The sequence below is a fragment of the Desulfosporosinus sp. genome (genome assembly GCF_014237355.1).
Classification (GTDB): Bacteria; Bacillota; Desulfitobacteriia; order Desulfitobacteriales; family Desulfitobacteriaceae; genus Desulfosporosinus.
The window spans coordinates 1-13,887 of sequence record NZ_JABZFS010000078.1 but is presented as its reverse complement, the minus strand read 5'-3'; the positions used below and the strand labels follow the sequence as shown (position 1 = coordinate 13,887).

Annotated in this window: 11 protein-coding genes; 1 reads left to right on the top strand and 10 read right to left on the bottom strand. The window is 43.4% G+C overall.

Features of this window, described 5'->3' with window-relative positions:
- Positions 1 to 962, bottom strand: a 962-nt coding sequence (locus HGJ98_RS19065; RefSeq protein ID WP_291353294.1) for a substrate-binding domain-containing protein, incomplete at its 3' end; no start/stop codon positions are given.
- Between the two features lie 116 nt (positions 963 to 1,078).
- On the opposite strand from HGJ98_RS19065, the gene HGJ98_RS19060 reads away from it, so the two are divergent.
- On the top strand, positions 1,079 to 1,921 hold the full coding sequence (locus HGJ98_RS19060) for an HDOD domain-containing protein (protein WP_291353293.1): 843 nt from the start codon (positions 1,079 to 1,081) through the stop codon (positions 1,919 to 1,921).
- 14 nt (positions 1,922 to 1,935) lie between these two features.
- Here the strand turns inward: HGJ98_RS19060 and HGJ98_RS19055 are convergent, their stop codons facing one another.
- The 9 genes from HGJ98_RS19055 to secA all read right to left on the bottom strand — a co-directional run bounded on the left by HGJ98_RS19055 (position 1,936) and on the right by secA (position 13,533).
- Positions 1,936 to 2,970 (bottom strand): hypothetical protein, encoded by a 1,035-nt coding sequence (locus tag HGJ98_RS19055; RefSeq protein ID WP_291353292.1) that lies wholly within the window; start codon positions 2,968 to 2,970, stop codon positions 1,936 to 1,938.
- A gap of 336 nt (positions 2,971 to 3,306) precedes the next feature.
- Positions 3,307 to 4,473 carry a S41 family peptidase gene (locus HGJ98_RS19050; protein ID WP_291353291.1) on the bottom strand — a complete coding sequence of 389 codons (1,167 nt, stop codon included), beginning with the start codon at positions 4,471 to 4,473 and terminating at the stop codon, positions 3,307 to 3,309.
- A 214-nt stretch (positions 4,474 to 4,687) separates the two neighbouring features.
- Entirely contained in the window at positions 4,688 to 5,839 is a 1,152-nt protein-coding gene (locus HGJ98_RS19045; protein ID WP_291353290.1) for a peptidoglycan DD-metalloendopeptidase family protein, read from the bottom strand.
- Positions 5,840 to 5,991: 152 nt separating this feature from the next.
- On the bottom strand, positions 5,992 to 6,882 hold the full coding sequence (ftsX, locus tag HGJ98_RS19040) for a permease-like cell division protein FtsX (protein WP_291353289.1): 891 nt from the start codon (positions 6,880 to 6,882) through the stop codon (positions 5,992 to 5,994).
- Positions 6,872 to 7,558, bottom strand: a complete 687-nt coding sequence (gene ftsE, locus HGJ98_RS19035) for a cell division ATP-binding protein FtsE (RefSeq protein WP_291353288.1) — start codon at positions 7,556 to 7,558, stop codon at positions 6,872 to 6,874. Before ftsE ends, ftsX begins: the two co-directional genes overlap by 11 nt.
- 444 nt (positions 7,559 to 8,002) lie before the next feature.
- Positions 8,003 to 8,947: a transketolase family protein gene (locus HGJ98_RS19030; RefSeq protein WP_291353287.1), complete on the bottom strand. Its 945-nt coding sequence runs from the start codon at positions 8,945 to 8,947 to the stop codon at positions 8,003 to 8,005.
- Entirely contained in the window at positions 8,940 to 9,770 is an 831-nt protein-coding gene (locus tag HGJ98_RS19025; protein WP_291353286.1) for a transketolase, read from the bottom strand. The genes HGJ98_RS19030 and HGJ98_RS19025 overlap by 8 nt, the downstream gene beginning before the upstream one ends.
- 66 nt (positions 9,771 to 9,836) lie before the next feature.
- Positions 9,837 to 10,944 (bottom strand): peptide chain release factor 2 gene (prfB, locus tag HGJ98_RS19020; protein WP_291353285.1). Its coding sequence is split into 2 segments (ribosomal slippage): positions 9,837 to 10,874 and positions 10,876 to 10,944, totalling 1,107 coding nucleotides; the frame shifts between segments, so codons are not numbered across the junction.
- Positions 10,945 to 11,022: 78 nt separating this feature from the next.
- Positions 11,023 to 13,533: a preprotein translocase subunit SecA gene (secA, locus tag HGJ98_RS19015; RefSeq protein WP_291353284.1), complete on the bottom strand. Its 2,511-nt coding sequence runs from the start codon at positions 13,531 to 13,533 to the stop codon at positions 11,023 to 11,025.
- Positions 13,534 to 13,887 lie beyond the last annotated feature (354 nt).

Sequence of the window (13,887 nt, the reverse complement as noted above, 5' to 3'; positions counted from 1 at the left end):
TGAGTGACTGCCAGATTGGCTGGAGTAACGGATTTAACCTCTACAACCTTAGCTGGTATTTCCCCTTGCTCGCTTGTAATTGAATGATTTACTTCTAAAGGCTCCTTATTGATAATCTTTTGGGCCCATTGATAAGCATTAGCCCCCTGCAAATAGGGCGAGGTATCAATATCCCCTATCTGAGAACCCGTTGCCATCCTTTGTAAAGAAGGGACACTAGCTTGTCCGCCAATTAAAACAACTTTTTTGTCTAACTGGGCTTGCTTTAAGACTTCACTGGCCTGCACTGCTAACGTTTCAGTATGTGCCAGGATCCCTTGAACCTTGTCAGGATTTTTCTGTAAAAAGTCCACTAAGCTTGTCCTTGCAACCGATTCAGAACCTTGTGGGCTTGCAATGGTATGTACGGTAATTTTAGGATACTTACTAAGTAGGGCCCTATTCCCCGCTAAAAGTTCTTGTGATCCGCTTTCGTTAGGATCTCCCTGGAGAATAACTATCTGCCCTTCAGTAACTTTGTCTAGTAAGGTTTGAACCATAAGCTCTCCAGCTTTTTCTTGATCTGGAATAATGATTCCCTCGGGCTTTACTCCTGAAGGAAGGTGTGTAAGGGCTAAGATCGGTATCTTTTCCGACTGGGATTCTTGTAAGATACTGGGATCTCCCCCTTGGTAAATTAAGATCTTAGCGTCCTCCAATGGGGATTCCTTTTCGGATTTACTATCCATATACTTTACTTTTACGTCTTCTTTCTTCGCTAGATCTTCAATTCCTTTGGAAATAAGTAGTTTGTTAGGGTCATCCTGATTCAGAGAAACTGCAATAATCGTTTCTTCTTCTTGTTCCTTGGCAGAAGTTTTATTTTTATTTTTTCCTAAAAGGTCTTGTAGACCACATCCAGTTATGGTTAAACTAAGACATATAGGAAGAACGATAAATAAGAATCGCAATCTTTTTGACATATTAACACTCCTTTCGGGGGTTCTCGCAATTCTTTAATTTAGTTTTCCCTCACAGCCTTAAATAATGCAGTCAAAAAATTCTGACGGGTTTTCAATGTGTTTAGGAGGGATTCTATTTGAGTATTAAATTAGAGCATATTTTAAAACGCGTACAAGCTCTTCCTCCCTTGCCAACATCTGCCTTGCGTGTGATTGCCTTAACCAAAAATTCTGCTACAACAGTAAAAGAGCTGGAAATCGTCATTGCCCAAGATCCCGCACTCACTGCCGGCATCCTGCGTCAAGCGAACTCTGCATTTTATGGGTATGCCAGGCGAATCTCTTCCCTGCAGGAAGCGATTGTCATGCTTGGTTTTCATGTTATACAAGGATTAGCCATGGCATCTGCCGTGGCCCCTCTACTTAAGACTAATCTTTTAGGTTATGAAATTGAGCAAGAGGGCCTCTGGAAACATTCTATGCTAACCGCCATGACAGCCAAACGTTTATGCCATTATCGGAAACTTCCTTATGGAGATGTTGCCTTTACTGCAGGCTTACTCCATGATATTGGTAAACTGGTCATCTCTATTTATGTTGAAGAGGTAGGTAGTTTTCTTGTTAAAAAAGTAGAACAAGCTAAGCTTCCCTATGCTGAACTTGAGGAAAAAATCATAGGGTATAGCCATGCAACTGTCGGTGGCTTCTTAGCCAGAACTTGGTTTTTACCTGAAGATCTGGTTTCCGCGATTTCCTACCACCATAATCCATCACAAGCGCCAAGTTTTTTAGAACTCGCTAGTGTTGTTCATGTCGCTAATGGGCTTGCTAGTCTTCTCGGGATTGGCGGTGGTGTGGACAGTTTGTTAAATCCAATCCAGGCTGAAGCTCTCCACCGACTATCCCTCAAACAAGCCGATCTCGAACATTTAATGTCAGAACTTGGGGAAATTCTAGTAGATCCCAGCATATTCAGTTAATGCTTAAGCTCGTATCAGCCTTTAGTATGTAAATCACATAAAATCTGATTGATTAATGTTTCTCTATGGCTATCGACCTGGTCAAAATTCACAGATTGCATATAAATTCCCTTCAGTTGAGACCTATAGGTTTGCCAAGACGCTAAGGTCTCTTTTACGGTTTCACTTAATGGACGATCTAACCCTTGTTCATGTAAATTTTCCGGGTTACCTTGCCAAATCGCCAAACGCCGCTCAGGAAAAGCAATTCCGATCACTTCATCTGGATTGAGCGGATGCAAAACGATCTCAATTAATTGCCCTAATTGCTGAGCTTCACGCAAAACCCAATCCAAGGCGTCTAAAGTTTCATCCCCTTCTAGACGAATCTGATCGAAGTCTGTTAGGAAATGAGGCGCAAGGTTCAACCATCCCTCAGCGGTTAAACCGTGTAAGAAAAACGGATTTATGACACTTTTTTGTAGTAACTTTAGTGCATTTTCTGCCAATGGCCAAGGGCCAGAGTTCTCTTTTTTTACTTTTAGCTGAGCTGAATTCCCCAGAATCCAAGACATGTTTTCTTTCTGTATGGGTATCTTTGTGGTCCTAGCACTTAACACAGACCCCAGTTCTGAAGCAAGCTCATCCTCCAAGGTAATTTGCAGCTCCTGAAGCTTCTTCTCGATCTCGATTATTGTGGAACGATGCTTCTCTAATTTTAATTCCTGGCAGAACAGGCTAAAGTCAGTGAATTTCTCAACAACACCCGGAGCTTGCCAACGAAGTGGAGATACCTCCATAGCATCTAGCATAGCTAATCCCATCTGAGGTATGATAAAACCAGCCATTGAATTTGGATCCCGTACCGACCGTAGAAAGTCAATATCGTATCCCCGATCCAGCAATTCTAAGCCAATAACCTTTATTAACGTTGATTTACCTGTTCCTGGACCCCCTAATAAAACATAAGCTCGTTTCCAACTTGGCATCATGTTTGGCAATAACGATATGTATCCCCTGGTGGTCAGTCCTTCGGCAAAGTAATGTCGCACCCCATTCTTATTTCTCATGCTTGTTACCCCCGTCGTTTTTTTCGTCAGCGTAGTCTATGCAACAAGGCCTACGACGGTCACAAAATCGTGGTTCAATGTCTCCCTGCAATTTCTGGGAAGTAAGAAAAACGCTACGCGTCTTTTGAAACAGGGGGACAGGTATGAAACAGTGTACCTGTCCCCCTGTTTCAAGTTATACTTTCTGACAGTTAAAAAAAGCCCGTAAGAAAACATTTTAGTTTCTTACGGCCTTTTTCGTAAATAATTGAATCAAAAGATAGGGTTCACCCTGAGGCGCGGAAGTACGCACCCAAGTTTCGATGTTCAGCTTTAGCTGAACCAAGCTGAACTAGTTCACTTGAGTTTTCCTTGCAGGGTTTGCAGTGCTTTTTTGAGCTGGGGATCAAAGTTTTGGTCTTGAGGAGTGATGGTAGCTTGATGCCCCTTAGGAAGTTCCACCAAAATATCTGGTTCGATCCCTTTTTTATGAATATCTAACTTATTAGGGGTCAAATACTTGGCCGTGGTTAATTTGACACTGGTTCCTCCGTCTAAGGGAAAGATTGTCTGTACAATCCCTTTTCCAAAGGTTTTTACTCCCACTAAACTTGCCGTTCCTTTGTCCTTGATTGCTCCAGCAACTATTTCCGCAGCTGAAGCACTTTCCTCGTTTACAAGTACAACCATCGGCATTCCTAGATAGGTCCCTGTAGCCATCTTTGTATCAACATTCCCTTGCTTATCAACTATGTAGACAACTGGACCCTCGGGAATAAAGTAGCTGGCAACTTGCACAGCTGCATTAAGCTCTCCGCCATGGTTATACCTCATATCTAGGATAAGTCCTTTGAACGATTTAATATCCATGGTGTTAAATGTGTCTTTAAGTTCAGTGCCTGTATCAGAGCCAAACTGAGTAATACTGATATAGGCTATGTCAGGATGACCTGGCAATGCTTGGCCGTCAACGGTAGGAACAGTTATGTTCTCTCTTGTTAGGCTCACCGTGAAGGTCTTATTAGTACTTGCCCTGTACAGATCCAAATTGACTTTCGTTCCAGGCTCTCCGCGCATCAGCCCCACTGCCTTATCTTGGTCCATACCTGCAGTATCTGCATCGTTAATCTTACTGACGACATCCCCGGATTGAATTCCGGCCTTACTGGCTGGTGAATTTTTTATAGGGCGCAACACAACGAGCTTTTTAGGATCTTTGAGACTCAAAACAATCCCTATCCCGCCAAATTTCCCTTCGAGAATCTCAAAGAGTTCTTGGTTTTCCTGAGCATTCATATACGTGGAGTATGGATCTCCTAAGATTTCTACAATACCTTTTGTCGCACCTTCCACTAGCTGAACCGTCGATACATTTTCTAAATAGTCGTTGCGGATAAGTTGAACGACATGCACTAACCGACCTACGTTATTGACGTTAGCAATTACAACCCCACTTACCAAAGTGGTTACCAGAACGGAAAAAATCAGAAAGATGACTCCGACATGTTTAATTATTCGTTTCATGTTCCACTCTTGCAATCCATAAACCCCTTCCCTTTCTTGCACTAGCCAGAGAATACAGCTTTCTAAAGAAAAGTTCAACTAGGCGACCTACCGCACGCACGACTCAAACAGGACGTTCGAGATTAAGGTACAATGACGGCCAAGTGTCGAACCTAGTTTTCTTTAGACTTGCTCTATTATATGCTTATCCTCGTCTAGAAATACTGCTAATCCATTAGTTTGGGAAATACTGTATAGGGTCTGTAGGGTTTCCACCCACCCGAACTTCAAAATGCAAGTGGGCTCCTGTACTCCACCCGGTTGAGCCGACCGCTCCAATCACTTGATTGGCGTTTACGGCTTGCCCTTCGCTGACATCTAAACGGGACTGATGTCCGTAGAGCGTCGATATCCCACTACCATGGTCGATAATCGTCATATTACCATAGGCAGTATTCCAACCTGCCATAATGACAACTCCTGCCCCAGCGGCATGAAGTTTCGTTCCTGTTGGAGCAACAACATCCGTTCCTGTGTGCATACTCCGTTTTTTCGTAATAGGATGAGTCCGCCAGCCAAAGGGACTGCTAATCGAATAATAACCAGGGACAGGCCATGTGGAAACCGTACCATTTCCAGCCTTTGTTCCTTTTCCTGACTGTGCAGCCTGCAATTTACGAATTTTCTCCGTCAGAGCTTTCGACTCAACTTCCAGTCGATCAACCTCATCAAAAGCAGCTTTCTGGGCCTTTAGATTCTGATCTAAGGCTACACGCTGTTCTGATTTCTTTTTATCTAGATCCGCGCTGACTGAAGCAGCTTGTGCTTTAATCTCTGCAGCTTGGTCCCTTTTGACCTGCAATTCACCCTTTTTTCTGGTTATCTGTTCTTTTTGAGATTCAATATCCGCTAGTAACTGGCGATCATTGTCTACTAATTTTGAAAAGTACTCCATTCGAGTAATGAAATCGCTGAGGTCTGAAGACTGGAAGAGCAGTTCTAAATGACTAACCTGTCCACTTTCATAAATTCCTCTTGCTCTTTTTCCTAGGGCTAATCGACGATCATTAAGTTCCTCTTCCTTTTGCTCCAGTTCTTTTTGGGCTAAGGTCACTTGGTTCTGTGCTTGTACAAAGGCGACCTTCTTTTGATCCAAAATCGTTTGGGCTGTGGCAATTTGAGTTTCTAATTGATTTAGTTTAGCCTTCATGGTATCAGTAGTATAAGTTAGCTTGTTCAGCTTTCCGTGAGCCTGATCTTTTTGATTTTGAATCTCTTTCTGCTGCTGTAGGCTATCTCCTAGTTGATCAGCCCGGGAAGGCAACGCCGGCGTGCTAAGCAAGAGGAGACTAACGACAAGAGTTGATATGACTTTCTTCCCGAACAAAAGGTTCCACCGTCCTTTAAAGAAATATGTCTTATCCTTTTAAACACAAAGTGTATGTAGGTTACTCAAAAACTAAACCAGCGTAGGATGCAAGCTGAGAACCATCCCTAACCTGGGTAGGCCAAGAACTCTCTCAACTTACATACAGTTCCCTAAGTCCGAAGAAATTTCTGCAAAGAAAATCCGCTGCCTAAAGCACCCATCGCCATGCCAGCTAGTAATAGACCTACTGAGACCTGACGAAAGAGGAATTCATTTTGAACAACAGGTAAGAACGTTAACGATGATTGAACGTACATAGTTAAGGAATTATAACCCAATCCAACAATGAGTGCTGCTAATGCTCCTCCGACAAGACCTAAAGCCATCCCCTCAATGAGAAAAGGCCAACGAATAAAACTATTACTTGCACCAACTAATTTCATAATTTGAATTTCCCGCCTGCGAGAAAAGACGTTCATCTTGACATTAATGGAAATAAGTACAATCGCTGCAACTCCGAAGGCAGCAACAACGCCAAAGCCAATCCATCTCAACCATTGGGTAAACTTTAGAAGTTGATCCACAAATCCTTGTCCATAACGAACTTTATCTACTCCCGGAAGAGCCCCAACGGATTTAGCTAAAGCTATGACGTTCTGTGGATCTATCGCTTTGACCGTTAATTTATCTGGAAAAGGGTTAGTCCCCCCCAGATCAGCCAGTATATTTTTTTGCTCTCCTCCCATTGTTTTACCAAAATCCTCGAGGGCTTGTTCCTTGGTTACCAAGGTCACTGAGTCTACTCCCTGCATTTGCTCGATCTGAATTTTTAAGGCTTGTACTTCTTCTGGGGTTGCGCTGATTTGCACAAATGTTGCAATCTCCAGCTCAGATTCAAAGGATTTTGCCATGTTAGAGGCGTTGGCTAAGAAAAAAACTGAGTAACCTAAGATGACTAGAGAGACCATAACCGTAATGACAGAGGCAATACTAAGCCAAGGATTACGTCTCATTGAGTTTATTGTTTCACGAAGAATATAACCGGAGGAATCAAGCATCATAGCCGTAACCTCCTTTTTCTTCGTCCCGGGCAACTCGGCCATTCTCAATAGCAATGACTCTTTTTTGCATTTTATTAACAATCGCCTTGGCATGAGTAGCCATAACGATAGTTGTTCCCCGCTTGTTGATATTGTACAGTAAGTCCATAATATCCCATGCAGTTTCCGGGTCAAGATTCCCGGTGGGTTCATCAGCTACTAACAAAGCCGGATTATTGATAATCGCTCTGGCTACGCAGACCCGTTGTTGTTCACCGCCAGATAGTTCATGGGGATAGGCATTTTCTTTGGCTTTAAGTCCAACAAGATCTATGGTCGCCAGTGTACGGATTCTGACCTCACGCTTAGCCACTCCAATGACTTCTAGGGCAAAGGCTACGTTTTCAAAAACCGTTTTATTTGGCAGCAACTTGAAGTCTTGAAATATAACTCCAATGCTTCTTCTTAAATAGGGTACTTCCCGCTCTCTCATCCGCACTAGATTTCTACTATTGATTTGTACCTGTCCACGTGTCGGTTTTTCTTCTCGATATAATAATTTAATTAACGTCGATTTACCTGCTCCACTAGGCCCGACCAGAAAAACAAAATCCCCTTTGCCAATTTTCAAATTGACATCGACAAGGGCTCTGGCACCATTCGGATAAATCTTGGACACGTTTGTCAATTGAATCATACTGTCCTCCTTGATTTTCGTAGCCACGCCCTTTTGTTAAGCACAAAGTATAACTAGTTGTTATATTATTTCTGAAGCATAACTAATGTTTTATTCGACACTAGCCGTGGATTTCCTGTCTATATATCTAAACAATCGTATGTTTTGCTTGGTTCTGTCATATTTTATACTCACTACTGTGAGGTGGATTATCTTAATCATGGAAAACACTTTCCGGAGGCATTAAGAAAAACGCTACGCGTCTTTTTACTTTACATGTCTTTGCTATGAAAGCAACTCAAGGGCTATGTCATCCTGAAGGAGGTACGACTGAAGGATCTAGATCCTTCGCTGCGCTCAGGATGACATGAGTGAAAGAGGACTCTAAAGTTTGTACTTTCTGACAGTATAAAAAGACCAGCACCCACTTAGGATGCTAGTCTCTTTTAAAATCTTCGATGTAATTTACCCTTGTTTTTTAGCAAGGACCTCATGAACTGCTTTAACTAATTCGAGTTTGGTTAACCCATATTTTTCAAGCAATTCAGTGGGCTTCCCAGATTCTCCAAAGGTATCTTTGAGACCAACGCGAACCATAGGCGTTGGCTGTCTTTCGGCAAGAACTTCCGCGATTGCGCTTCCTAGTCCGCCAATAACGTTGTGTTCCTCTGCGGTAACGACCGCTTTCGTGGCTTTTGCAATCCTTACGATTGTCTCTTCATCCAATGGCTTTACAGAAGCCACATTGACTACGCTCACGTTTATTCCTTCGGCTGCTAGATCATCAGCCGCTTCCATAGCCATAGAAACCATAAGACCATTAGCCATAATAGCCACATCTGTTCCTTCTTTGAGGATGTTTGCCTTTCCAATCTCAAAGCTGTAATCCTCTCCGAAGAGCAATGGAACATCCAGACGACCCATTCGAATGTAAACTGGACCATAATAGTTAGCAGCGGCGAAGATTGCTTGGCGTGTTTCCTCCCCATCGGCGGGAACTAAAACAACCATGTTGGGAACAGCACGCATAATTGCCACATCTTCGATGGCCTGATGGGATCCGCCGTCCTCTCCAACAGAAATTCCTGAGTGAGTAGCTGCAATTTTTACATTGAGCTTGGGATAAGCAATGGAGTTACGAATTTGCTCAAAGGCCCGTCCAACTGCAAAAATTGCAAAGGTACTTGCGAATGGAATTTTGCCTGCTGCCGCTAGTCCTGCAGCCGTCCCAAGCAGGTTCGCCTCGGCAATCCCCATATTAAAGAACCGTTCGGGGTATTTTTTACCAAAATCAGCGGTCTTGGTCGACTTTGATAAATCAGCATCTAAAACTACTACATTAGGATTTTCAGCCCCTAAACTTAAGAGAGCCTTGCCATATGCCTCACGTGTCGCTTGTTTATCAGCCAAGGTTTTCCGCCTCCTCTCGTAATTCTTTCAGGGCTTGTTCGCCTTGTTCAACTGAAGGCGCATTCCCATGCCAACCGGCTTGGTCTTCCATGAAGGAAATCCCTTTACCTTTCACGGTCTTCGCGATGATCATAGTCGGTCGTCCTTTGACAGTTTTTGCTTCAGCAAAGGCTTCCAACAAAGCATCAATATCGTGCCCGTCCACTTCAATCACATGCCAGCAAAATGCCTGCCATTTCTGAGCAAGGGGAGCGGAGCTCATAACACTGTCAGTCTTTCCATCTATCTGCAAGCCATTATAATCTATTATAGCTGTGAGATTATCAAGCTTATAATGAGCTGCAGCCATAGCTGCTTCCCAAACTTGCCCTTCTGCCATTTCACCATCGCCCAATAGGGCAAATACACGGTAATCTTTGCCATCCAACTTACTTGCTAAAGCCATTCCATTGGCTGCCGATAGCCCTTGCCCTAAGGAACCTGTAGACATGTCCACACCGGGTGTCTTTTTCATGTCTGGATGTCCTTGCAGCATATGGCCCGTATGGCGAAGCCCTTTTAGCTCTTCTTTTGGGAAATAGCCCTTCTCTGCCAAAGCGGCATACAGGACGGGGGCAGCATGCCCTTTAGAAAGAACAAAGCGGTCCCGATCCGCCCACTTCGGATCCTGGGGATTGACTCGCATTTCGTTGAAGAATAAGGTTGTTACGATATCAGCTGCGGATAAGCTTCCACCGGGATGCCCTGATTTAGCGGAAACAAGCATAGATATAATGTCTTGACGAATAACATTTGCCACTCGCTTTAGTTCAATTGTAGTCACGCGATATCCTCCTTTGTACATCTAAAACTTCTTACCGTTACTTCGGCTGTTTAATAAGTCGCCAGTTCACTGTACCGTTTTAGTCTTCTGAAGAAACGCAGCAATGAAGTCATCAATCTCTCCATCCATTACTGCTGAGACATTCCCAGTTTCCACATTGGTACGATGGTCTTTAACTAAACTATAAGGGTGGAATACATAAGAACGAATCTGGCTCCCCCAGGCAATTTCCTGCTGCTCCCCTCGAATTTCCGAAATCTCAGCTTCTTGCTCTTTACGTTTAAGCTCTAGGAGCTTAGCCTGTAAAACGCGCATGGCCGCGACTTTGTTTTGGGTCTGGGAGCGTTCACTCTGGCACTGCACTACGATTCCTGAAGGCAAGTGTGTGATCCGAATTGCAGAATCTGTTTTGTTAACGTGTTGTCCTCCAGCTCCACCGGAGCGATAGGTATCTATTCTTAAATCTTCACTATCAATGGGTATCTCCTCGTTATCCTCAGCCACTTCCGGAATAACATCGACGGATGCGAAGGATGTATGTCGTCGTCCTGATGCATCAAAGGGAGAAATCCGAACTAATCGATGCACTCCTTTTTCGGACTTTGCATATCCGTAGGCGTTTTCTCCGGTAAAGGACAGGGTTGCGCTTTTAATGCCTGCTTCTTCACCATGTAAAAAGTCTAAGGTTTCTACTTTATATCCATGACGTTCTCCCCATCGAATGTAGAGTCGATAGAGCATCTGTACCCAGTCTTGTGCTTCTGTCCCCCCTGCTCCTGCATGAAGGGTCATGATGGCATTGTTTCGATCGTACTGCCCGGAAAGCAGTAACTCCAGTTCCAAGCTTTCAAACGTTTGATAAAGGGCCTTTACTCCTTGTTCTATCTCAGGTTCTAGGCTCACATCGTCTTCCTCTATAGCTAATTGCCATAGAGTCGCCGTCTCCTCAAGTTCCTGCTCTAACTCTTCATACATTTTCACTTTACCTTGATGCAAGGAAAGCTCCTGCATGATTTTTTGAGCATTAACCGGGTCATCCCATAAATCTGGTCTATGAAACTCGGTTTCTAAGGCACTAATCTTATCAATGCGCTTAGCGACGTCAAAGAGAAACCCTCAAATCTGCCAAAGACAATGCTAATGTTTCTAGTTCCTTTTTCCAATCAGAAAGCATTTATTTTTCACCCTTTCCAAATACATTCTGCTTTCTTTATTACAAAGCCCTTACTCTTCTAAACTCCGTCTATTTGACTTATGAGCGTTGTTTGTTCTTTGCCCCACAGCATTTTTTATATTTCATTCCACTTCCACAGGGGCAAAGATCATTTCGTCCTATTTGGTCCCCTGTGTGAATTGGTTTACTGGGTTCTCCTTCATAGCGGTTTTCCGTTACGTTACGAGGCTGCTCAGCAACCTCTTCTCGAACCTGAGGTGTAACCCTCATGACATATCGGATAATATCGTCCTGAATAGAGTCAATCATCGCTTGGAACATTTCATACCCTTCACGCTTATATTCTACGAGGGGATTTTTTTGCCCGTAGGCACGTAAGCCAATTCCTTCGCGCAACATATCCATCGCGTCAAGATGATCCATCCATTTGCTATCGACAACTTGAAGCATTACTGCGCGCTCAATTTCTCGCATTAGATCAGCCCCAAATAACTCCTCGCGGCTCTTGTAAAGCTCTTTTGCTTTATCAATCAGCATTTCTTCAATTTCTTCAGCCGAAAGATCTGCTAATTCTTCGGGTGACAAATGGATTCCAGGCAGAAAAAAGCCTTCTACATAATCCGCTAAGCTAGTCAAATCCCACTCTTCTGGGAATTTGCTTTCTCCACTAAACATAGCGATACTGTTAGTAACTGCTTTTTCCAACATGTCCATGATATTGTCATGGAGGTTTTCTCCCATGAGCACGGCACGACGCTGGCCATAAATCACCTCACGTTGCTGATTCATGACATCATCATAATCAAGAACGTGTTTACGAATATCAAAGTTGCGGTTCTCAACACGACGTTGAGCTGTTTCAATTGAGCGAGAGATCATTTTAGATGTAATAGGTATGGAGTCATCCATTCCTAATTTGTCCATGATGCCCATAATATTATCCGCTCCAAATAGGCGCATCAAGTCATCTTCTAACGAAATAAAGAACTGAGTTGATCCAGGGTCACCTTGACGCCCTGCCCGACCACGCAATTGGTTATCAATTCGCCTGGATTCATGTCGTTCTGTACCGATAATATGCAAACCACCTAGTGCTGCTACACCTTCACCTAGGATAATATCCGTTCCACGACCTGCCATGTTTGTGGCAATCGTAACCATACTCTGCTGACCAGCTTGAGCCACGATTTGAGCCTCTTTTTCATGGAATTTAGCATTTAGGACTTGGTGCGGAACTCCTCGCCTTTCTAACATGCTGCTTAAGTGCTCAGATTTTTCAACAGAGACGGTTCCTACTAGAAGTGGTTGTCCCTTGGTATGCCTTTCAATAACGCTCTCGACAACCGCTAAGAACTTGCCTTCCTCGGTCCGATAAATAACATCTGGTTCGTCCTTACGCAACAAAGGTTTGTTCGTTGGAATTTCTACAACATCCAATTTGTAAATTTTACGAAATTCCGGTTCCTCCGTCATAGCTGTTCCGGTCATACCCGAGAGTTTTTCATACATTCTAAAGTAGTTTTGGAAGGTGATGGTGGCTAGTGTTTGGGATTCTTTTTCAATCTTTACGCCCTCTTTGGCTTCAATGGCTTGGTGTAATCCTTCACTGTAGCGGCGTCCAAACATCAGACGTCCGGTGAACTCGTCAACAATGATTACTTCTCCGTCTTTAACTACGTAGTCCCGATCTCGTTTGAAGAGAGTTTGGGCTTTCAGGGCTTGATTCACATGATGTGCTAACTCAGTATGAATATCTTCATAAAGGTTGTCGACTCCTAACATGCTCTCTACTCGGCTAACACCTTTTTCCGTAAGGGTGACGACGCGCTCTTTTTCAATAACTTTAAAATCTTCTTCAGGTTTCAGGCGTGGAATAATCATAGCTACCCTAAAATATAACTCTGTTGGCTTGTCCGCTTCACCAGAGATAATCAGTGGTGTTCGTGCTTCGTCGACGAGAATCGAGTCTACTTCGTCCACAATAGCATAGTTTAGTGAACGTTGAACTAAAGCTTCAGGCCTAGTAACCATATTATCCCTGAGATAGTCAAATCCGAATTCATTATTCGTACCATAGGTAATATCTGCTGCATAACTGCTTCGGCGCTCCTCATAGTTTAAGCCATGAACAATCAAGCCAACTGATAAACCAAGGAACTGGTGAATCCGTCCCATCCATTCACTGTCACGCCGAGCTAAGTAATCATTGACAGTAATTACATGAACTCCTTTTCCAGTTAAAGCATTCAAATAGGCCGGCAGAGTAGCCACAAGGGTTTTTCCTTCCCCTGTCCGCATCTCAGCAATCCGGCCGTCATGGAGTACCATTCCCCCAATTAACTGTACATCATAATGTCGTTGTTCAATCACCCTTCGACCAGCCTCTCGGACAACGGCAAAGGCCTCTGGTAACAGGCTATCCAAACTCTCTCCTCGCTCTAAGCGCCCTCGGAATTCATCAGTCTTACCACGCAATTCGTCATCGCTCAAGGCTTGGATTGTCGGTTCAAAGCTATTAATTACTGCAACGCGTTTTCTGTATTTTCGAATTTCGCGTGCATTATCATCGAAAAAATCTAAAAAACCCATTATGTCCACCTTTCTCAATCTTATATATTCATTAATTCTAACATCCTTAAGATACGACTGCAACCAAGCATAGCGATTTACTCACTGGATATTATCCTGTGTATGTATGGAATGTCGGTAATACTATACAACTTCCTGATCATTTAAACTTAACTAGCGCTTAGACAACCTTTCAAGGAGATTGCAATAGCTGGATCGAATGGCCATAGGATTGATAAACATCCCTTGCAGCATAGTCAAGAGGGGCCGTTCAATATAAATATGTACACTACTAGTTTAAAAATAAGTTTAGGTTAATGTCATCCTGAGCGATAGCGAAGGATCTAGATCCTTCGCTATCGCTCAGGATGACAT